The 19446-nt window shown below is 62.2% G+C and carries 18 protein-coding genes and 1 tRNA gene; 11 read left to right on the forward strand and 8 right to left on the reverse strand.

Translation table 11 applies throughout. The features are described 5' to 3' along the window. Window positions 1-73: 73 nt before the first annotated feature. Window positions 74-1198: an LLM class flavin-dependent oxidoreductase gene (locus tag ASE00_RS02020; protein WP_056377375.1), complete on the reverse strand. Its 1125-nt coding sequence runs from the start codon at window positions 1196-1198 to the stop codon at window positions 74-76. A gap of 168 nt (window positions 1199-1366) precedes the next feature. Here ASE00_RS02020 and ASE00_RS02025 point away from each other — a divergent pair, with 168 nt between their 5' ends. Further along, window positions 1367-2044 carry a TetR/AcrR family transcriptional regulator gene (locus ASE00_RS02025; protein WP_056377378.1) on the forward strand — a complete coding sequence of 226 codons (678 nt, stop codon included), beginning with the start codon at window positions 1367-1369 and terminating at the stop codon, window positions 2042-2044. Window positions 2045-2053: 9 nt separating this feature from the next. On the opposite strand, the gene ribB is transcribed toward ASE00_RS02025, so the two are convergent. Both ribB and ASE00_RS02035 read right to left on the reverse strand, forming a co-directional pair. Further along, on the reverse strand, window positions 2054-3199 hold the full coding sequence (gene ribB, locus ASE00_RS02030; protein ID WP_056377380.1) for a 3,4-dihydroxy-2-butanone-4-phosphate synthase: 1146 nt from the start codon (window positions 3197-3199) through the stop codon (window positions 2054-2056). A gap of 46 nt (window positions 3200-3245) precedes the next feature. Continuing rightward, window positions 3246-4859: a class I adenylate-forming enzyme family protein gene (locus tag ASE00_RS02035; RefSeq protein WP_235538506.1), complete on the reverse strand. Its 1614-nt coding sequence runs from the start codon at window positions 4857-4859 to the stop codon at window positions 3246-3248. Window positions 4860-5227: 368 nt separating this feature from the next. Between ASE00_RS02035 and ASE00_RS02040 the strand changes: the two genes are divergently transcribed. The 3 genes from ASE00_RS02040 to ASE00_RS02050 are packed head-to-tail and all read left to right on the forward strand — an operon-like array spanning window position 5228 to window position 7739. Continuing rightward, window positions 5228-6061, forward strand: coding sequence for an enoyl-CoA hydratase-related protein (locus tag ASE00_RS02040; protein ID WP_235538588.1), 834 nt, complete (start codon window positions 5228-5230; stop codon window positions 6059-6061). Window positions 6062-6114: 53 nt separating this feature from the next. Continuing rightward, window positions 6115-7101, forward strand: a complete 987-nt coding sequence (locus ASE00_RS02045) for an SMP-30/gluconolactonase/LRE family protein (protein ID WP_235538507.1) — start codon at window positions 6115-6117, stop codon at window positions 7099-7101. A gap of 50 nt (window positions 7102-7151) precedes the next feature. Continuing rightward, window positions 7152-7739 (forward strand): TetR/AcrR family transcriptional regulator, encoded by a 588-nt coding sequence (locus ASE00_RS02050; protein ID WP_056377383.1) that lies wholly within the window; start codon window positions 7152-7154, stop codon window positions 7737-7739. 148 nt (window positions 7740-7887) lie between these two features. Here the strand turns inward: ASE00_RS02050 and ASE00_RS02055 are convergent, their stop codons facing one another. Both ASE00_RS02055 and ASE00_RS02060 read right to left on the reverse strand, forming a co-directional pair. Continuing rightward, window positions 7888-8856 (reverse strand): cytochrome P450, encoded by a 969-nt coding sequence (locus tag ASE00_RS02055; protein WP_321164013.1) that lies wholly within the window; start codon window positions 8854-8856, stop codon window positions 7888-7890. A 336-nt stretch (window positions 8857-9192) separates the two neighbouring features. Then, on the reverse strand, window positions 9193-10275 hold the full coding sequence (locus ASE00_RS02060) for a zinc-binding dehydrogenase (RefSeq protein ID WP_056377387.1): 1083 nt from the start codon (window positions 10273-10275) through the stop codon (window positions 9193-9195). Window positions 10276-10577: 302 nt separating this feature from the next. On the opposite strand from ASE00_RS02060, the gene ASE00_RS02070 reads away from it, so the two are divergent. From ASE00_RS02070 to ASE00_RS02080, 3 genes are all read left to right on the forward strand, one after another. Next, window positions 10578-11324 carry a glucose 1-dehydrogenase gene (locus ASE00_RS02070; RefSeq protein ID WP_056377391.1) on the forward strand — a complete coding sequence of 249 codons (747 nt, stop codon included), beginning with the start codon at window positions 10578-10580 and terminating at the stop codon, window positions 11322-11324. A 14-nt stretch (window positions 11325-11338) separates the two neighbouring features. After that, window positions 11339-12109 carry an enoyl-CoA hydratase-related protein gene (locus ASE00_RS02075; protein WP_056377393.1) on the forward strand — a complete coding sequence of 257 codons (771 nt, stop codon included), beginning with the start codon at window positions 11339-11341 and terminating at the stop codon, window positions 12107-12109. Window positions 12110-12345: 236 nt separating this feature from the next. After that, window positions 12346-13959 carry an NAD(P)/FAD-dependent oxidoreductase gene (locus ASE00_RS02080; RefSeq protein ID WP_321163995.1) on the forward strand — a complete coding sequence of 538 codons (1614 nt, stop codon included), beginning with the start codon at window positions 12346-12348 and terminating at the stop codon, window positions 13957-13959. 333 nt (window positions 13960-14292) lie between these two features. Here the strand turns inward: ASE00_RS02080 and ASE00_RS23265 are convergent, their stop codons facing one another. The 3 genes from ASE00_RS23265 to ASE00_RS02090 form a co-directional block, all read right to left on the reverse strand. Continuing rightward, the gene (locus tag ASE00_RS23265) at window positions 14293-14451 is read right to left on the reverse strand and encodes a hypothetical protein (protein ID WP_156405238.1); all 159 of its coding nucleotides are present in this window, start codon (window positions 14449-14451) and stop codon (window positions 14293-14295) included. 351 nt (window positions 14452-14802) lie between these two features. Beyond that, complete coding sequence (locus tag ASE00_RS02085; protein WP_235538508.1) at window positions 14803-15045, reverse strand: Arm DNA-binding domain-containing protein; 243 nt, start codon at window positions 15043-15045, stop codon at window positions 14803-14805. A 174-nt stretch (window positions 15046-15219) separates the two neighbouring features. After that, window positions 15220-15306, reverse strand: a tRNA-Leu gene (locus ASE00_RS02090). A gap of 102 nt (window positions 15307-15408) precedes the next feature. Here ASE00_RS02090 and ASE00_RS02095 point away from each other — a divergent pair. The 4 genes from ASE00_RS02095 (at window position 15409) to ASE00_RS02110 (ending at window position 19441) form a co-directional block, all read left to right on the forward strand. Then, complete coding sequence (locus tag ASE00_RS02095; RefSeq protein ID WP_056379198.1) at window positions 15409-16347, forward strand: complex I NDUFA9 subunit family protein; 939 nt, start codon at window positions 15409-15411, stop codon at window positions 16345-16347. Window positions 16348-16353: 6 nt separating this feature from the next. Next, the gene (locus ASE00_RS02100; RefSeq protein WP_056377399.1) at window positions 16354-17151 is read left to right on the forward strand and encodes an undecaprenyl-diphosphate phosphatase; all 798 of its coding nucleotides are present in this window, start codon (window positions 16354-16356) and stop codon (window positions 17149-17151) included. A 299-nt stretch (window positions 17152-17450) separates the two neighbouring features. Further along, entirely contained in the window at window positions 17451-18899 is a 1449-nt protein-coding gene (locus tag ASE00_RS02105) for an NAD(P)-dependent oxidoreductase (RefSeq protein ID WP_056379200.1), read from the forward strand. Next, window positions 18896-19441, forward strand: a complete 546-nt coding sequence (locus tag ASE00_RS02110) for a DUF2059 domain-containing protein (protein ID WP_056377401.1) — start codon at window positions 18896-18898, stop codon at window positions 19439-19441. The genes ASE00_RS02105 and ASE00_RS02110 overlap by 4 nt, the downstream gene beginning before the upstream one ends. The last annotated feature ends 5 nt before the right edge of the window (window positions 19442-19446 follow it).

Below are 19446 nucleotides of genomic sequence, written 5' to 3' on the forward strand. Positions count from 1 at the left end.
TGTCCTTCTCCCTTCTATATTTTCATTGAAGGCCGGTGCCGCTTCGAACGTAGCGGCACCGGGCAGTTTGGTTTCAGGCTGCAACCAGTGCTTCCGGCAGCTTGATGCGCGGCGCGACGTCTTTTGCGAGCAGCTCGAGTGAATTGAACCACGGCGAGGGATCGTCGTAATAATCGTGCGCTTCTACCTGAAGTGTTCCCCAGCCACCGCACTTGGCGAACAGGGTGTTCAGCTTGTCGACGATGGTATCGGGTGACCCGACGACGAAGACGTTGTCCACGAGGAACTCGAGATCGGCCTTGAGCGGATCGATGCCGGCATCCTTGGCGAAGCCGTCCATCATGCCGAAGCGGCGCCAGATCGGAATCAGATATCGTTCGAAGCAATAACCGATCGGGCCTTCCATAACGAGGCGCTTGGCCTCGGCATCGGTGTCGGCGCAGAACACCGTCTGCGAAACCGCATGGCGCTGCCGATCGGGCGTGAAGCCTGCCTTGATGTTCGCTTCGGAGTAGGTCTCCCAGTGCTTCTTGAGCGCATCGATGCCCGAGAAGATCGACACCGGCTTGAAGTTGCGCTCACCGGCCAGCTTCATCGAGGGGGAGTTGTAACTGAAACCGGTGACGGCGAATTCGGGGAAGCTCCCGCCGTAGGGCGCGTAATTCGCGAGCAGGTGCTGCTCGTCCTCCTCGGTCTGGGCAGGCTCTTCCTCGGGGAAGCCTGCGCTCCAGAACCGGCCTTCATAAAAGAACGGTTCGCGCTTCCAGATCTTTTCCATGATGAACAGGGATTCGCGGACCATTTCGTTCAGGAACGCCGTGTCCTGGCCGTTCTTGATGCCATGGATGTAGGACGCGAGCGGGTATGCGCCGGCGCCGATGCCCATGAAGTAGCGACCCTCGAGAATCTGCGATAGCCAACCGACCATCATCGCGAGCTTTGCCGGATGCTGGTGCGGGAGGATGTGCGCCATAGGCGCAAATTTGATGTTGCTCGTCTGCAGGGCAGCCGCGGCCATGATCAGTTCGGGGTTCGGGATATTTTCCCAGATTTGCGAAGCGTGTTCGGAAATCATCATCGAGCTGAAGCCGATCTTGTCGCAGTGCACGGCGCTTTGGACGCCCCATTCGAACGTCTGCCGAGCGGTGCGGCCCGGGCGCATGTAGGGGTGAAAAATCAGCCCGGTCTCCATGGCCATGTCGTCTCTCCCATGTGTCTTAAAATTAAGCCATATGGGTTATGTGCCGATAGAGGCAGGTTTAGTCAATTGGAAAATGGCCTTCAGGACCGAACATCGGCAGCCACATCGCCCCGCGGCAGGCGCGCCTTTCTTGACGAACGTCGTAGATTAGCCCAAATGGCTTAAATGCCCCAGAAAACTGCCCCGCGGCGGCCCGCCCCGGCGAGTTCACTCCTTAACCAAGGCCCGAAAATAGCCCTCATCCTGGCGGCTGAAGTGCTTTTCGCGCGCGATGGAATCGAAAGGGCGTCGCTGCGCGAGATCGCTTCGCAGGCCGGTCAGCGCAATCATCACGCGGTCCAGTATCACTTCGGTTCGCGCGATTCGCTGGTGCAGGCGGTGTTCGATTACCGCATGAACCAGATGGAGGAGATGCGCGGCCTGATGCTCGCTAAGGCGGAAGCGGAGGGCAGGCTGAGCGATTTACGCACTATCGTTGAGGTGATCTTCCTGCCGCAGATCCAGTTGATCGACGCATTTGGCGATCATTCCTACGCCGCTTTTCTGACGGCATATCTGCAGCGTTATCAAGCGCAGCAGTTCGGGCAGTTCGGCGATCACGTCGCCCCGCAACTGGCCCGAACGCTGGCCCTGCTGCGGTCTTGCCTCGACTACCTCAGCGAAGCCGCAGCGCAGCGCCGTTTGATCACCGCGTGCTTCATGTTCCTGAACATTCTGGTGATCCACACCCGCGACAACGACCGGCACGAAGAACGCTTCGAAGATGCTGTCGAGGATACGATCGGCCAGATGGTCGCTGCCTTCGCCGCGCCGGTAAAGGCCGGCGCGGAGCTTGCTGCCTGACGTTCCGACTTAGAAATCCGGCAGGACGCGAAGCGGGGAATCCGGGCGGTTCTCGCGCAACTCGGTCCGTCCATTAATCGTCAGGCCAAAGCCCTGGAGCGCGGCGAGCTTGGCCTTGCTCGAGGTCAGTAGAGTCATCTGCCGGACGCCGAGGTCGATGAGGATCTGCGCTCCGATGCCGTAGTCGCGGTTGGCGTGCTTCTCATGATATTCGCGCCTGCCACCGGCGACCCGGCGTGAAATGGACTCCGGGTCCGGATCGCGCACCAGAACCAACGCGCCCGGCCCGGAGTGATCCGAGATGAAACGCAGAGCGCGGCGCAGATAATCCGGTGCGGCCGTGTTCCATCCAAGAAGGTCGGCGGTCAGATCGACCTGGTGCACGCGGACGAGCGTGTCATGCTCAGCCCCGATTTCGCCCTTGACCAGCGCGACGTGCTCGCCGCCGTCGATCGTGTTGCGATAGACGTGCAGCGTCAGCGGGGAGGGGCAGAGATGGCTCTGGAAAGGTGCCGAAGCCATCTTCTCGACGAGCTTTTCCGAGCTGCGGCGATAGGCGATGAGATCCGCGATCGTGCCGATCTTGAGACCGTGTTTTGCGGCAAAGACCTTGAGGTCGGGCAGGCGAGCCATCGTCCCGTCCTCGTTCATGATTTCGCAGATCACGCCTGCCGGCGTTAATCCGGCAAGGCGAGAAATGTCGACGGCCGCCTCCGTGTGCCCTGCTCTTATCAGAACCCCGCCGTCGCGGGCCGTCAGGGGGAATACGTGGCCGGGCGTGACAAGGTCCTCAGGCCCCTTCACGGGATCGACGGCGACAGCGATGGTTCGCGCCCTGTCATGCGCGGAAATGCCCGTCGTGACGCCTTCCTTCGCCTCGATAGAAACGGTGAATGCCGTTCCGTAACCCGACTCATTGCGAGGAGCCATGGGCCTCAGCTGCAATTCCGAAGATCGCTTTTGCGTGATGGCGAGGCAGATCAGCCCCCGGGCGTGACAAGCCATGAAGCTGATCTGCGCCGGCGTGGCGAACTGTGCAGGGATGATGATGTCGCCTTCGTTCTCGCGATCATCGGCATCGACGAGAATGAACGGTCGCCCTTCCACAGCCTCGCGAATAATGTCTTCGATCGGAGAAATTTCGGCCTCGGTCATCACGCGTGCTCCTTCGGCACTGTTGCAGCCCGATCGCGTCGCATGGTCAGACCGCCTTCTGTTCGGCGAGCATCTCCAGCGCCATCTTACGCAGCTCTGCCTTCTGAACCTTGCCCGTCCCGGTTTTGGGAAGCGCCTCGTCCACAATGAACCAAATATCGCGCGGCATTTTGTAGGCGGGGATGCGTTCGCGAAGATAATCCATGATGTCGTCTTCGCCGATCTCCCGGCCTTCGGCTCGCACAACCCAGGCGCAGCCGCATTCCCCGAACTGGTCGTCGGGCATGCCGATGAAGAATGCCTGGGAGACCGCAGAATTGGCCGTCAGTATCTGTTCGAGCTCCTTGGGCGACACGAGTTCACCCTTGCTCTTGTAAAGTTCCTTGGTCCGCCCGGTCAGGAACAGGTTTCCATCGGGGCGGAACTGGCCGAGGTCGCCCATCCTGATCCAGCCGCCCTCCAGGAACAGCGCTGCGCTCGCTTCGGGTCGCCGGAAATAGCCCTTGCTGTTCATCGGGCTGCGGCAGCACAGTTCCCCGGCAGCGCCCCATGGCAGGTCAACGCCGGTCTCGGGGTCTATCGTCTTGAATTGCGCTATCCGGCCTTCCTGATCGGCCATGCCCGCGATGCCGGCCTCGACGATGCGACCCTGCGTTTCCGATACCGTCTCGATCGAGTCTCCCGGCGCCGTGCAGATTACGGTCGCCGTGACCTCGGTCTGGCCATAGCTCGTGATAATCTCGTCGCATCCGAAGGTGGCGCGGATATCTTCCCACACCCAGCTCGGCGTAGGCGCCGCGGCACTGTGGATCGCGTTGAGGGAAGACAGGTCATATGGTTGACGCTTGGCCTGTTCCAGCAACGCAATCGTCATCGTGGGCACGCCCATCAGGTAGGTGGCGCGATGACGTTGCGTCGCATCCAGGATCTGATGCGGATCGAACCGCAGCAATGGAATGATCGCGCCGCCCGCGACCATGCCCGACAGCAGGCCGACGACGAGACCGAAGCCATGATAGAGCGGCAGGGAGAAGACCGCCCGGCGGCCATCCTCGAACGCCTGATGATAAGCCCCGGCGTACATCGCCCGGAGCAGGTTGTCGTGGCTGATCTCGACGCCCTTTGGGGACCCGGTGGTGCCGGAGGTGAACAGGATGAGTGCGGTGTCGTCTCCGGCTACATCTTCGCCGCCCACGTCCGCGGAGGCTCCGGCGGGCATAGCCTTTTCCGAAAGCTGCCGGACGAGCCGCGCCGGGTCGGCGCGGTCGAAGATCAATCCTCCACGCAGTTCGGGCAGGTCGTCGCAGGCGCCGGATTGCCAGCCGGGCAAATCGTCCGCCAGTTCCTGTTCGAATTTCCGTGAACCGAACCGGTCCATTGCGATGAGCAGTGCACAACCGGCCTCGGCGAGCGCGAACCTTATCTCGTCGGGCCTGTAGAGCGTGTTGAGCGGCACCGCGATCGCGCCGGCCCGCCAGATGGCAAACATGAGCGGAACCGTCAGGGGATCGTTGGCCATGATCAGGCCAACCCTTTCGCCCTTGGCGATGCCCCTCGCCTTCAGGCCGGCGGCAAGCGCGACGGACAGGAGGGTGACGTCTGCATAGGTCAGGACTTCTTCATCGGTTATGACCAACGGACGGTCGCCGAAGTCTTTCACACTCCAGTCGAGATAGGCGTGAAGGTTGCCCCAAAGCCAGGCAGGATGGCGAGCGGCAATCGCGTGCCTCCGGTCATCTGCGCTCTTTGCAAACATGTCAGTCGTCTCTCCCGATGCGCATTCAGCCTGTGACTGGTCAGAGCGCAAGATACCCCCCGGAGGCATCCAAGAAGGCTTGGTCACCGAAGGCCTTGCCTAACGAGATTTAGGTTTGCTCTAATTTAAGCCATGTGTAAATAGTCGAACAGGCCCGATGCGGCCGCTGATCCTAGCGCATGCCACGGGCGGGCCGGGTTCACGGGAACGTCGGCCATCGCGCCGGCGCGATGGCGCCCGCCCAGCGCCACAACGGGGAGAAGACGATGGACATGGATGGAGTTGCCCTCGAAGAAGGTGAGGCAATCGACTGGATCGTCTTCAATCGCCCTCGATCCGCGAACGCCTTCTCGGCTGCGGTCCTCGAAAGATTCTCTGCGCTGGTCAAGGACCGGCAGACCAAGGGCGCTCCGGTTCTCGGCATTCGCGGAGCTGGCAGGGGCTTCAGTTCGGGGATGGACCTTGAAGAATATAGCGAGACGAGCGGGCCGGCGAGCGACGTATTGAGACTTTCCTCCTATGTCGAACGCTGGCTCGATCTGTGGCGGCACCCCAAACCAGTGATCGTCGCCGTTCATGGCTATTGCATCGGCGTTGGCGCACAGCTTGCCTCTTTTGCCGACATCCTCGTGGTGGCGGAAGATGCCGTCATCAGCGAGCCAACCATCCCGATCGGTGGCGGATTCATCGCGCCGGCGTGGACGAGTCATGTGGGCTCGCGGCGAGCCAAGGAGTTCTCGTTCCTTCCGGGCAACCGTATCGACGGGCGGACCGCTGCCGAATGGGGGTGGGCAAACTGCGCCGTTCCCGCGTCCGAGCTCATCGCCTGCTGCGAAAGCCTGGCCGAGCGGATGAAGCTCGTGCCGCGTGCGGTCCTCACCATGAAGAAGCGGTCCATCAACAGGGCGATGGAGGCCGCCGGCTTTCATGCGGCGCTCTCCGCAGTCGCGGAAAGCGACGCGCTTCTTCACCTTGAAGCGGAGGTCTCCAGGATCAGGAACCGTCTCGAGAGCGAGGATCTCAAAGCGGTCGTCAGAGATTATGCGGGCGAAAGCTCGCAGGAAATCTTCCGCCGCCATCAAGTTTGTTGCGAGGATCGCGATTGAGGCTCACAAACGGGTTGCCTCGTTAGGCTAATTTGAATTAGGCTGTGCGGCGCATGTTCGGACAGATGTGGCTGGCGTGCGACGTTCCGGGACAGGATGGCGAAATGTTGGAAGGTGAAGGGTGGCGGTGCCTCTGGGATGCCAAGGCTATCCTTGGCGAAGGCACGATCTGGGATGACCGCGACGGCTGCATCTACTGGGTAGACATCGAAGCGCCCAGTGTGAACTGGTTCAACGTCGAGACAGGCAGCAAGGGCACATGGATTCCGCCCAGGTGGGTCAGTGCGATCGCCCCCCGGTCGGCGGGTGGCTTTGTTGCGTCGTCGGCGGATGGCTTCGTGCATATTGATCCCCACACGGGAATCTATCGTCCATTCGTCCACCCGATTGCCGACCCCCGGATCGCCAGGTTGAACGACGGCGTGGTTGACCGCAGCGGCCGCTACTGGTCGGGCTCGTGCGACTGCAGCCAGTGGGACGAAAGCACCACGGCCGAGGACAAGGAAAGCACGCTGCGAAATCTCGACGCCCGCAACACCGGCGAACTCTACCGCCTCGATCCCGACGGATCTGTCTCCTCGCAGGAGCAGAACATCGTCACCGCGAATGGCCCTGCCTTCAGCCCCGACGGTAAAGCCGCCTATGTCAACGACTCGATGCCGCTGGTGAGCTGGGCCTATGACGTCGATGCCGATGGCAACCTCTCGAACCGCCGCGATTTCCTTCGTTTCAAACCGGAGGACGGCTATCCGGATGGGATGGCGCTCGACGTCGAGGGCTGCATCTGGATGGCCTTCTACGAAAGCTGGATGCTGCGCCGTTTTGCTCCGGACGGCATGCTCCTGGAAGAGCGCCGGCTGCCGGTACGGCGTGGCCTGCGTCCTGCCTTTGGCGGTACCGACTATTCGCGGCTATTCCTCATCACGGGATCACAGGGATACGGCTCCGAACAGTTCGCGCAGCAGCCGCTCGCCGGCGGGCTTTTCGAAATTCTTGATCCTCCTGCCGCTGGCGTGCCAAACGTTCCATTTGCAGGTTGATCGCGAAACACTGGTGCACCAGTTGTGCCTGAACGAAACGAAGATTCATCATGGCACCAGTTGAAAACGGCAAGACCCGCATTCTTGACTCGGCAGCGACAGCTCTTCGCCAGAAGGGGCTCGCCGGTGCGAAACTGACGGAGATCGCGGCGGGCGCCGGCATGCTGGCGCCCAGCATCTATCACCACTTTCCCTCCAAGGATCATCTTGTCGAGGCCGTGATGATGGAGGGCATCTACCGCAACAACCGGCACATCATGGCGCAGGTCGAAGTGCTTGGCACTTCGGCGACCGCGATCGAACGTCTGAAGGCAGCGATCGAAGCCCATATAGGCTTTCTTCTCACCGGCGATGATTATTCGTCAGCTGTTTCGCGTGTGTTCGACGATCTGCCGGCGGAAATGAAGGGCCGTGTCCTCGCGGCCTATTCCAGCTTCGACAATTACTGGCGCGACCTCATTGCGGCGGCGCAGGCCGATGGCTCGGCACGAAGCCGCCTTGATCCGACGGTCGTCAGGAAGTTCCTGATCGCGATGCTCGACTCCTGCGCCACGTGGTACAAGCCGGGCAAGCTTACGCCTGCCCAGATCGCGGAGCAGGCCGCGGACCTCGCCCTGAACGGTTTTGCCAACGGATAGCCATCGCGCTGTCGGCAGCTTCGCTGCACGCGGCAGCGCCATGATCACGCGATGGATTGCGCGGAGATGCCATGTTGGCCTAGCATCCCTTATGGAACGGCAGCGGGTCACCGTCACCTGCGAGAAGAGAAGCCCTTATGCCGTTCCATCATGCAGGAACCTCCTGGCGCTCCCAAACCAGCGGAATGTTCTCGACCGCTGCAACGATGCCGGAATGGTAGATCGGCCTTGCCCCGTCCTCGAGCCTGAACTCGGGAATGCGGGCGAGCCATTCCTGAAGCATGACCGTCACCTCCAATCGCGCAAGGTGCATGCCTGCGCAGCGGTGCGGCCCCTGGGCGAAGGTGGAGTGCGTCACGTCGCGCCGCGATAGTTCGACGGTCATCGGATCGGCGTGCTGCCGGTCGTCAAGGCCGTGGAGTGCCGTTGGCAGGAGGATGAGGTCACCTTCCTTCAACTTCGTGCCGTGGAATTCCATGTCGGAAACGACGTAGCGCGCGTCCGAAACCACGGCAAAGCGACGGAACAGTTCTTCCACGCCTCGCTGCAGCTTCAGCGGCTCGCTTCTCATCTCGGCAACCGTTTCGGGATGCCGGGCGAGGTAGATCATCATGAAGCCCAGGAAGTTCACGACCGTATCGAGCCCGCCGAGCAGCAGCAGCGAAACGAGGCCGAGCGCACGATCATCGGGCATCGGCCGGCCATCGATCTCGACATTGAGAATTCGTGTGATCAGGTCGGTGCCGCTGCCGCCCCTGCGCGCGGCAATGATCGGTGCCACATATTCGAAGAAGCCCCGGTTGGCCGCTTCCAGGGAACGTCCCTGCTCCTCGGGTGAGTTGCCCGAGGGGCGGGTCATCTCGTTCGCGAGGAGGCCGAGCCTATGCGCATCCTCGACGGGCAATCCCGCCAGCGCGAGGAACACCCTGACCGGAAAGACCATCGCGAATTCGCTGCCGAAGTCGCAGCTGCCGCGATCGGCGAAACTGTCGATGATATCGATCGCGATGGCCCGGATCTGCTCTTCCACCTTGCGGATTTCGGCAAGGTTCAGGCCCTTGTCGATCGCCTTGCGGTACGGCGTGTGCTCGGGAGGATCGAGCTTCGTGGGCACCATATCATAGGCTTCGCCCGCTTCGCGAGGAACCCATATGACCCGGCTCGAAAAGCGTTGGGGACTGCGATAGACCTCGTCGATTACCACCCCGCGTGTTGCAATCCAATGGCCGCCGGTGAACGGCGTCCATACCAGTGGCGGCGTGTCGGGCTGCTGCACGCGTTTCCAAGCCTCATGGAAGCCTTCCTCGAGTCCTTCCAGGTCATAGGCGTCGATCTCACATATCAGCTGGGCCGGCACATGGGGCGGTGGGGAAACGCGATGCTTGTCGAGGGCTTTCGAGCTTTGGGAGTTCATCGTCTCGCTCCTTGAATTCCGGTCTGGGCAGCGGTGCGTTCAGCTGATCGAAGGGTCGATCACCGCCTTGGTCGCGGCCCCGGTTTTGGTCGCATGCAGGGCGTCTGCGGCCTGCGAAATTGCGAAGCGATGGCTGACCAGTTCGGCGAGAGGCACCTCGTGCTGGACGCGCACCGCGAACTGCATCGCGTGATAATAGTTCTTCGGCGCCGGGAACGACGCCCCGCCTACCGTGAGGTTCTTGAGCGTCAGGTCGCGCGGTGAGATCGGCTGCGTCCCGATCGCGCCCCACAGCCCCAGGATGACGTATCGACTATGGATGCCGCTGATGTCCACGCCTTCCGGAAAAGCGGGCAGGGCGCCTGCCGCTTCGATCACGATGTCGGGCCCCTGTTTGCCGATTCGATCATAGATCATCCGCTTGCGCTCATCCTGCGGCAGGCTGAGCGGCACCGTGGTTGTTGCACCCAGCTTCACCGCAGCCTCGAGCCGGGCAGGCGCGCCATCGATTACGATCACTTCGCGGGCCCCGGCTTGCGCGGCGACGAGGACCGCAGACAGCCCGACAGGCCCGGCCCCTTGTACCACCACGCTGTCACCGAAGCGCACGGGTCCGCAGCGATCGAAGCCGCGCAGCACGGTCGGCAGCGCGCAGCCGAGAGCGGCGACGGCTTCGGGGATGGCGCCGTCGGGCAGACGGTAGAAGGGCATTGAATTCGGTAGCCATGCGAAATCGGCGTAGCTGCCCCAGTTGGGCTTGGATGCATCCTCGAAGTAGCGGCTGTTCTCGCAGGGTGTCTCTTCGAGGATCGTGCAGGAATAGCAGCGGTGGCAGAGCGCAATGGGCGACCAGACCACGAGATCGCCCGGCTTGACCGGAACGCCCGCGTAATCAGTGGAAACGCCGGCGCCGAGTTCGATGATCTCGCCGACGCCTTCGTGTCCGAGGATGATCGGGAAAGGCATCTCGCCTGCTTCTCCGGTCATGATGTGGACATCGCTGCCGCAGACCCCGCCGAGCACGGTACGAACCAGCGCGCCGCCCGGCTCGGGTGAATGTACGTCCACCTCCCAGGTTTCGAGGCGGTTGGTCTCAACAAGGACGGTGGCTCTGCCCTTCATCCGTGATCTCCTCTCGATATCGAGCGCCGCAAGGAGCCTTGCGGCTTTCGTGTTGAAGAGAAGAATATGCAACTAATCATGATTAGTCCAGATGTCGGATATATGAGCTTCTTGCATATCAGGGATTCGGCGCTCCGCACCGAAAATTCGCGAGATCTTGCCTATTATGAGGGGTTTTTGTGCGACGCTCCCTGGAAGGAGGCGTCAGGTTCGCAGTCAGCGAAGACCGTTGTTTCCTTTAAAAAATTAGATATCATGTCATTAATGATGATTAGGTAAACGCGTTTAAGAGGAGTCGCGGAATGGCAAGGCTGGATGGAAAGACTGCGATCATCACCGGTGCTGCGCGGGGCATGGGGGAATCGCATGCACGCATTTTCGTTCGCGAAGGTGCGCGGGTCATCCTGACGGACCTTGCCGAAGCGGCTGGCCGCGCGCTGGTCGAGGAACTGGGCAGCATGGCCATTTTTTTGAAGCAGGACGTGACGGACCCTCGATCGTGGGACGGCGTGGTCGAGACGGCAGTCCGCGAATTCGGGACGATCGACATCCTCGTGAACAATGCTGGCATACTCGGTCCCATGGCCGCGACCGACAGTCTCGACGACGAGGGCTATCGCAAGGTCTGCGCGGTGAACCAGGACTCGGTCTTCTTCGGCATGCGCGCCGTCCTGCCGGTCATGGTGAAGGCCAAGCGGGGGTCCATCGTGAACATTTCCTCTATTGCCGGGATGGCCGCAAACTACGGTTTTCCCAGCCTGGCCTATGTCGCCAGCAAGTTCGCAGTGCGCGGCATGACCAAGGCGACCGCGATGGAGTTCGGGAAGTACAACATCCGGGTCAATTCGGTGCATCCGGGCTTCATCCAGACGCCCATGATGGTCGAGGCGACCGACGAGGTGGGCGGCGACGCGCTGGCCCAGATCCCGCTCGGCCGCATCGCAGACCCGGCCGAGGTTTCCAACCTCGTGCTGTTCCTGGCATCCGATGAATCCTCCTACATTACGGGCGCGGAACACCTCGTCGATGCCGGCATGCTGGCGCACTGAGGAAGGGGCACAGGATGGCGCTGGTCGAAACATCCGCTCTGGGGCGTGTCGGATATGTGACGCTGAACCGGCCGGAAGCGCTCAACGCCATCAACGACGAGATGGACCGTCTCCTCGCCGAGGCGTGGGAGCGGTTCGAGGCCGACGAGGACATCTGGGTCGTCGTTCTTCGCGCCAATGGAGAGCGCGCGTTCTGCGCGGGGGGAGACATGCGCTCGCCGCCCACGGGAAGCAGCGGCTTGTCGTTTGGGGGCGGAGTCACCGGCATAGGAGGGCAACTCCGTCCGGTATCCAAACCGATGATCTGCGCGGTACAGGGGCATGCCATGGGTCTCGGTTTCGAAATGGCGATGTGCGCCGACATCATCGTCGCAGCCTCGACCACGAGGTTCGCTTTGCCTGAGGCCCGTGCGGGAGTCATCGATCACTGTGGCGTGGTGCACCGTGCGGTTCGGCAGTTGCCCCATCATATCGCCATGGCGATGATCCTCGCGGGAGAGCCGCTCGATGCGGGGCAGGCCTTGCAATACGGACTTGTCAACGAAGTCGTCGAATTCAACGCGTTGGAGCAGGCCGTGGCGCGCTGGGTGGATAAGCTGCTGGCCTGTTCCCCCCTTGCCGTGCGGGCGGCAAAGGAGGCTGCCGTCGCCGGGCTGCGAGGTTCGCTGCCTGAGGCTCTTTCCCGCACCTACCCTGGTATCCGGCGCTACGCCAAGAGCGGAGACCGCGCCGAGGCCGTTAGCGCCTGGGCTGAGCGGCGCAGCGCGAGCTGGGCCGGAAAATAACAGAAACCTAAAAGCGGTTAGATGGGATTATGCCTGCAGATGTGGCCAGCGCGAGCTGGTTAGCGTAGCTTTCCCTAAAAATTGGACCGAAGGCAATGTACCGGCGCAAATCCTATTGCGAATAAACCTAATTATAATTAGGTAGAGATTCTGCGATTCAGTGTCGCCGGGAAAAGCACGCGCCACTGCGCCGAACAAGGCGAGGAATGCCAATGTCGAATTCGAATTGCCCCATCATGGTTGATGCCGTCGTCGTTGGTGCGGGTATCACGGGTATCTACCAGACCTATCTTCTCGACCGCGAAGGTATGTCGGTTCTCGGGGTGGACGCCGCAGACGATGTCGGTGGAACCTGGTTCTGGAACCGCTATCCCGGTTGCCGGCTCGATACCGAGAGCTACGCCTATGGCTATTTTGCACTGACGGGCATCATTCCCGACTGGAAGTGGAGCGAGCGGTTCGCCGGGCAAGCGGAGATGCTGCGCTACGTGAACGCGGCAGCCGATGCCATGGATGTGCGCCGGCAGTACAGGTTCAAGACCAAAGTGCTCAGCGCCCACTTCCTCGACGACGAGAAGCGGTGGAAGATCATTCTGGACAGCGGCGAGACCGTCCACGCGCGCTTCTTCATCTCTGCCACCGGACCGCTGTCCGCCTCGAAAATGCCGGACTATAGGGGCATAGACCTGTTCAAGGGCGAAGCGTTCCACTCCTCACGCTGGCCCCGGGACGATCAGGGGAACCTCGCCGACATGAACTTTGCGGGCAAGCGGGTAGCCGTTCTCGGCACCGGCGCGACCGGCGTTCAGATCATTCCAATCGTGGCGGAGACTGCGGGCGCGTTGTTCGTCCTGCAGCGCAATCCGAACTGGTGTACGCCACTGGGCAACACGCCGCTCAGCGACGAGGAGATGAACCTGATACGCACGCGCTATCCGACGATCCTCGAATATGTTAAGACCACCGATACCGCGTTTCCATATCACCGCGACCCCCGCAAGGCGTCGCAGGTTTCGCCGGAAGAGCGCGAGGAGTTCTTCGAAAGGCTCTACGACCAGCCCGGCTACGGCATCTGGCTCAGCGGCTTTCGCGATCTCCTTCTCAGCCGTGAATCCAACCAGTTCCTTGCCGATTTCGTGGCGAAGAAAATCCGGCAGAGGGTTAAGGACCAGGCTCTCGCCGAGAAGCTCATTCCCACCGACCATCCGTTCGGCTCGAAGCGCGTGCCGATGGAGACAGGCTATTACGAGACGTACAACCGCGACAACGTGCATCTCGTGGACCTTAAGGCCGCACCGATCGACGCGTTCGTCGAGAATGGCGTAGTGATCGGCGGCGAACTGCTCGAGGTCGACGTGATCATCTTCGCAACTGGCTTCGATGGTATTACGGGGTCGTTGGATAGGATCGACATTCGTGGCCGGCAGGGCCAGCGACTGATCGATGCCTGGGCCGATGGACCGACCACCTATCTGGGTCTGCAGACGCGCAACTTTCCGAACTTCTTCGCGCTCGTCGGCCCTCATAATGGCTCGGCATTCTGCAATGTCGGCGTCTGTGGGGCTTTGCAGGCGGAATGGGTCACGCAGATGCTGCTCTATATGGCAGCGCGGGGCTTCGAGACTGCCGAGCCCAGCGAAGCGGCTGAAGCTGCATGGACCGAGGCCATCTATCGCGACTTCGAACGGACGCTGATGTCCGAAACGAACGCCTGGTGGATCAAGGTCACCCACAAGCCCGATGGCAGTGTAGTTCGGCGCACCCTCGTCTATGTGGGCGGAGGCCCGGAGTACCGCCGCCGCTGTGAACAGGTCGCCTATTGCGATTATGAAGGCTTCGAAATGATCTGACTTTCAGGTAGGTCGCTTCAACCCATCACACTGTAAACACATGTTTGATATTGCCTCCCTCCTCTGGTTCGCCTAGCCCCATATCCGAGTTGTCGCACTTCTTTGTTAAGGCTGGAACGCGCCTTAATCTCGGTCATTGAAGCGCTACGTTCGCTCCGCCGTAGGCGAACATCGGATTGGGGGAGCGCTAATCGCTGGGTTAGGCCATTTGGGGAATGGCTTCTCTTAGCCGCGGACCGATGTAGCCGCCTTCAGGGTGGTCCATAGCTCAACCTGGCCAAGCTTGGGGTCGAAGGTTCGGATGCCTTCGCCCACCACCAAATCTTTGGATCTTCAAATATCCGCGGTATTCAGCGAACGGAGTCGCCAGCCGCCGATCTGCACGGCCTGCACATTCTCCATCCCGAAGGGCCGCCGGCTGATTTGATGACGGTGCTCGTTCGGCTTCTGGGTTGCCTGGAAACTCCAACCTACGTCGTCGCCGTCGGTCATAGAGTGTAGCACGCGATCCATGCGAACGCGGATGTGATCCGCTTCCTGTTCCAACGCTTCCTCAAATCCCGCAGCTACAATCTCTGGTTCGTGTAAAGGCGGAAGCTGCCAGTTTGTCTGTCCCGCTCGGAGAGGCGGCTTTCGTGCATTTTTCGCCGAAAAGCTGCTAGTCGGCAACCGGCCCACTTGGCCGTTCCAGAGCGGGGAGGGGCGATAACTGACTGAGGTGCCTCGAAATGGCTCGGTGCGCCCCCGCGGAGCAGCTTTTCTCGATCAAGGCGACCGGAAAAAATGCAGTTTTCGTCGCGGAGAACTGCCATGGCAAATCACGGCTTCGATAAACTACCCGGGCTAGCCAACGGAGTTCTTGTTGGCGATCTTGGCGCGGGCCTCGTCGCGCTTGTTACGTGCATCCTTCAGGCTGACATCGGGATAGGAGCCGAACGACAGCTTCTTCTCCTTGTCGCCGATGCGATATTTCATTTTCCACAGCTCGCCGCCAGACGGCTGGAGCAGGAGGTACATCCCGCGCCCATCGGTGAGCTTGATCGGCTTGGAGCCGTGCTTGGCGTTTTTGATGGTCGTGTCGGTCAAAGGCATCGTTGGGGGCCACTTCCGGAAGGGGATTCGAAAAGGCCCCCAACGTGGCCCCCAAAAAGGTCGCGGCTGCTCGCGAACATGGGCGGTCACTGCCAGTCAGGCCGACAGTGTTTATACTGAATTTCCGGGGTTTTGGAAGTCTGTCGCGACTTCCGACGATCAATCCGTTGGTGCCCAGGAGAGGACTCGAACCTCCACGGCCTTGCGGCCACTGGCACCTGAAGCCAGCGCGTCTACCAATTCCACCACCTGGGCATCCGGGGTGAGGCCGGGCGGATAGCGGCGCTCCTTGTGCCTTGTCAACAGCTTCCGTGCAGGGCAATGCGGTCGCGATCTGATCATCAAGGGAATATGACGATGAGCCGTCTTGTCACGCTGTTCGGCGGTGGTGGTTTTCTGGGCCGTTATGTCGCGCAGGAGCTGCTGAAAGCGGGCGCGCGCGTCCGCGTGGCGGAACGCGATCCGTCTGATGCCTTTTTCCTGAAGCCGCTGGGCACACTCGGCCAGATCCAGTTCGTGCCCGCCAGCGTCACCAAGCCCGCCAGCGTGGCCCGTGCGGTCGAGGGCGCCGACGTGGTGATCAACCTGGTCGGCATATTGAAGGGCGATTTCGACGCTATCCACCGCAAGGGGGCGGCCAATGTCGCGGGCGCGGCGCAGGCGGCGGGCGTGGAAGCACTCGTCCACGTCTCGGCGATCGGCGCCGATCCCGAATCGCCCTCGGCCTATGGCCGCAGCAAGGGCGAGGGCGAGGCGGCGGTGCGCGCGGTCTTCCCCGGCGCGACGATCATCCGTCCATCGGTCGTGTTCGGGCAGGAAGATGGCTTTCTCAACCGGTTCGCCGCGTTGCAGGCCGTACCCTTCGTCCCGGTGCTGCGCGGCGAGGCGAAGTTCCAGCCGGTCTGGGTGGCCGACGTGGCCCGCGCGATCGCAGCGGCGGCGCTGAACTCCGGCGCCCATGCGGGCAAGACCTATGAGCTGGGCGGGCCCGAGGTGGTGACGATGGCGGGGCTCAACGCATGGCTGGCCAAGGCGACCGGGCGCGAACCCAATTTCGTGCCGGTGCCCGACTTCGCGGGAGGGATCCTGGCGACACTGCTTGGCGTCCTGCCGGGCGCGCCGATCACGCGCGACCAGTGGCTGATGCTGCAGAAGGACAATGTCGTGTCGGCCGGCGCGAAGGGCCTCGAGGCGTTCGGCATCAAGCCGACCCCGATGGAGGCGGTCGCCCCCGGCTGGCTAGTCCAGTATCGCCCGCACGGCCGCTTCGCCACCACCACCAAGCCGGCCGCCTGACGCATCATGGAGATGTCGCTGCTGTCGATCGTCCTGCTCGGCATCGTCGAGGGGTTGACCGAGTTCATTCCGGTGTCCTCGACCGGCCATCTCATCCTGGCGGGGGAGGTGATGCGGGTGCCGCAGGGGACAGAGACCTTCGACATCGTCATCCAGCTGGGGGCGATCCTGGCGGTCGTGGTGCTTTACCGGCAGCGCTTTCTCGATGTCATCGCGGGTCTTTTTCGCCGCGATCCCCAGGCGATCCGCTTCACCCGCAACGTGCTGATCGGCTTCCTGCCCTCCGCGGTGATCGGGGCGGTTGCCTATGGCGCGATCAAGGCGATGCTCAACACGCCGATCATCGTCGCGGTCGCGCTGATCTTGGGCGGCGTCGCCATTCTCGTGATCGAGCGTAGCGTCCGTAACCCGAGCTGCGACAGCGTCGAGGGGATGAGCGTGAAGACCACGCTCGGCATCGGCCTGATCCAGTGCCTGTCGATGATTCCCGGCGTCAGCCGCTCGGGCGCGACGATCATGGGGGCGCTGACGCTGGGCGTCGAGCGGCGGACTGCCGCCGAATATAGCTTCTTCCTGGCGATCCCGACGATGATGGGGGCGACCACGCTCGCACTGTGGAAGGCGCGGCACGACCTCGGTGACGCGCAGGCCACCGCCATCGCGATCGGCTTCGTTATATCGTTCATCGTCGCGATGCTGGTGATCCGCTGGTTCCTGAATGTCGTTACCCGCCACGGCTTCGCGCCTTTTGCCTGGTACCGCATCGTCGTGGGCACCATCGCCTTGATTTGCTTGACTCTTTAATAGGTCCGATACGGTCGTAAAATCCCCCGATCATCGCTGATCGCCTTTGCGCCGAGGTTATCTCCACAGAATATAGGTCATATATTCTGTCCTAAATCGCGAAAAGCGCGTGACAGCGCGTCCCATCTGTGGGAATGGGCGCCCATGGCCCTGGGTCGCCCGACGGAGCCGCGCATGTCGCGCAGACCCGCGAAGCGCGCGCCGGGACCCTGATTTTTTGTGGAGAGCCGGTGGTGTCATCGGCGGGACCGTTCGCGCGTCCCGCCGAGGATCATGCCGGCTGTGGCGGGGACAGGTCGATGGCGAACGAGCCGATGCTGAAATTCGTGAAGGTGGGCCAGGCCTATCCGCCGAAGCGCGCCGCCGATGCGCGCGTTGCCGATTTTGACGAGATCTCGCCGATCTATGCGGGCGACAATGCCGAGGAGCAGGCCTCACGCTGCTCGCAATGCGGCGTGCCCTATTGCTCGACCCATTGCCCGCTGCACAACCATATTCCCGATTGGCTGCGCCTGACCACCGAGGGCCGGCTGCGCGAGGCCTATGAGCTGTCCAACGCGACCTCGTCGATGCCCGAGATCTGTGGCCGCATCTGCCCGCAGGACCGGCTGTGCGAGGGCAATTGCGTGATCGAATTCTCCGGCCATGGCGCGGTGACGATCGGCTCGGTCGAGAAATACATCACCGACACCGCCTGGGAGAATGGCTGGGTCGAGCCAGTCCAGGTCGGCCCGGCGCGCGGCCAGTCTGTCGGCGTCATCGGCGCGGGTCCAGCGGGCCTGACCACTGCGGAGGCGATGCGCGCGCGCGGCTATGAAGTGCATGTCTATGACCGGCACGACCGGGCAGGGGGGCTGCTGACCTATGGCATTCCCGGCTTCAAGCTCGAAAAGCCGATCGTGATGCGCCGCGTCCAGCGACTGATCGACGCTGGCATCGTCTTCCATCAGGATTTCGAAGTGGGCCGCGACGCCTCGCTCGCCGAACTGCGCGAGAAGCATGACGCGGTGCTGATCGCGACGGGCGTCTACAAGCCGCGCGCGATCAAGGCCCCCGGTGTCGGCGCCAAGGGCGTGGTCGAAGCGCTCGACTATCTTACCGCCTCGAACCGCAAGAGCTTCGGCGACGCGGTGCCCGACTTCGACGGTGGCGGCCTGAACGCGGAGGGCAAGCATGTCGTGGTCATCGGCGGCGGCGACACCGCCATGGATTGCGTCCGCACTGCCGTCCGACAAGGTGCGGCGTCGGTGAAGTGCCTCTATCGCCGCGACCGGGCGAACATGCCGGGATCGCAGCGCGAAACGAAGAATGCCGAGGAAGAGGGGGTCGAGTTCGTCTGGCTGTCCGCGCCCGAGGCTTTCGACGGCGGTGACGCGGTCAGCGGCGTGCGCGCGATCAGGATGCGGCTCGGTGAACCTGATGTTTCGGGCCGCCGTACCCCCGAAGCCGATCCGGGCAGCGAGTTCCGCCTCGACGCCGACCTCGTCATCAAGGCGCTGGGCTTCGACCCCGAGGATCTGCCGGGGGCGTTCGGCAGCTCCGAGCTGTCGGTGACGCGCTGGGGTACGCTGCGCGTTGACCACAAAACGATGCAGACCTCGGTAGACGGCGTCTTCGCGGCGGGCGACATCGTCCGCGGCGCGAGTCTCGTCGTCTGGGCGATCCGCGACGGCCGCGACGTGGCCGATCGGATGCACGCCTATCTCAGGGCCAAGGCGAAGGCGAAAGCCGAGAAGGTGGCGGCATGATGCGGGTGGCGGTCTTCGCGGCGGCGATCGCCTTCGCATCGCCCGTGCTGGCACAGGCTACGCCCGACGCGGCCAGGCTTGCGGCAGCGCGCGACTTCATCCAGGTGTCCGACATCCGGGCCCAGATGAAGGCGACCGGCCCCCGCCTTGCGGAAGCGATGGGGCGGCAGATGCGGCAGATGTTTCAGGACAATGCTGTCCCCGAAGGGCTGAACACCGAGTTGACGGCGGCGATGCAGGCTTATGTGGCGTCGATGGATTCGGTTTTCACCCCGGCAGTGATCGACAAGTTCGCGTTGATCTATGCACAACATTTCACCACCGAGGAATTGCGGCGCGTGATCGCGCTGATGAATGATCCGGTGATGGTCCGGATGCGCGCTGAGACACCCGCCATCGCCACCGAGATGATGCCGATCATGTTCGAAGTGATGCAGCCCCGTCAGCAGCAGTTCCAGCAGAAGGTCATGCAGATCGTCACCGACTGGATCAAGAATCACCCCGCAGACAAGGCGAAGCTCCGCTCGCCGACCGCCAGCTAGGATTT

Source organism: Sphingomonas sp. Root710 (assembly GCF_001429065.1).
Lineage (GTDB): Bacteria > Pseudomonadota > Alphaproteobacteria > Sphingomonadales > Sphingomonadaceae > Rhizorhabdus.

Excerpts from the sequence above, each read along its gene's own strand:
- ASE00_RS02020 (WP_056377375.1), bottom strand. The coding sequence starts at position 1,198 with ATGGCCATGGAGACCGGGCTGATTTTTCACCCCTACATGCGCCCGGGC.
- ASE00_RS02025 (WP_056377378.1), top strand. The coding sequence starts at position 1,367 with ATGCCCCAGAAAACTGCCCCGCGGCGGCCCGCCCCGGCGAGTTCACTC.
- ribB (WP_056377380.1), bottom strand. The coding sequence starts at position 3,199 with ATGACCGAGGCCGAAATTTCTCCGATCGAAGACATTATTCGCGAGGCT.
- ASE00_RS02040 (WP_235538588.1), top strand. The coding sequence starts at position 5,228 with ATGGATGGAGTTGCCCTCGAAGAAGGTGAGGCAATCGACTGGATCGTC.
- ASE00_RS02045 (WP_235538507.1), top strand. The coding sequence starts at position 6,115 with ATGTTCGGACAGATGTGGCTGGCGTGCGACGTTCCGGGACAGGATGGC.
- ASE00_RS02050 (WP_056377383.1), top strand. The coding sequence starts at position 7,152 with ATGGCACCAGTTGAAAACGGCAAGACCCGCATTCTTGACTCGGCAGCG.
- ASE00_RS02055 (WP_321164013.1), bottom strand. The coding sequence starts at position 8,856 with ATGGTGCCCACGAAGCTCGATCCTCCCGAGCACACGCCGTACCGCAAG.
- ASE00_RS02060 (WP_056377387.1), bottom strand. The coding sequence starts at position 10,275 with ATGAAGGGCAGAGCCACCGTCCTTGTTGAGACCAACCGCCTCGAAACC.
- ASE00_RS02070 (WP_056377391.1), top strand. The coding sequence starts at position 10,578 with ATGGCAAGGCTGGATGGAAAGACTGCGATCATCACCGGTGCTGCGCGG.
- ASE00_RS02075 (WP_056377393.1), top strand. The coding sequence starts at position 11,339 with ATGGCGCTGGTCGAAACATCCGCTCTGGGGCGTGTCGGATATGTGACG.
- ASE00_RS02080 (WP_321163995.1), top strand. The coding sequence starts at position 12,346 with ATGGTTGATGCCGTCGTCGTTGGTGCGGGTATCACGGGTATCTACCAG.
- ASE00_RS23265 (WP_156405238.1), bottom strand. The coding sequence starts at position 14,451 with ATGACCGACGGCGACGACGTAGGTTGGAGTTTCCAGGCAACCCAGAAG.
- ASE00_RS02095 (WP_056379198.1), top strand. The coding sequence starts at position 15,409 with ATGAGCCGTCTTGTCACGCTGTTCGGCGGTGGTGGTTTTCTGGGCCGT.
- ASE00_RS02100 (WP_056377399.1), top strand. The coding sequence starts at position 16,354 with ATGGAGATGTCGCTGCTGTCGATCGTCCTGCTCGGCATCGTCGAGGGG.
- ASE00_RS02105 (WP_056379200.1), top strand. The coding sequence starts at position 17,451 with ATGGCGAACGAGCCGATGCTGAAATTCGTGAAGGTGGGCCAGGCCTAT.
- ASE00_RS02110 (WP_056377401.1), top strand. The coding sequence starts at position 18,896 with ATGATGCGGGTGGCGGTCTTCGCGGCGGCGATCGCCTTCGCATCGCCC.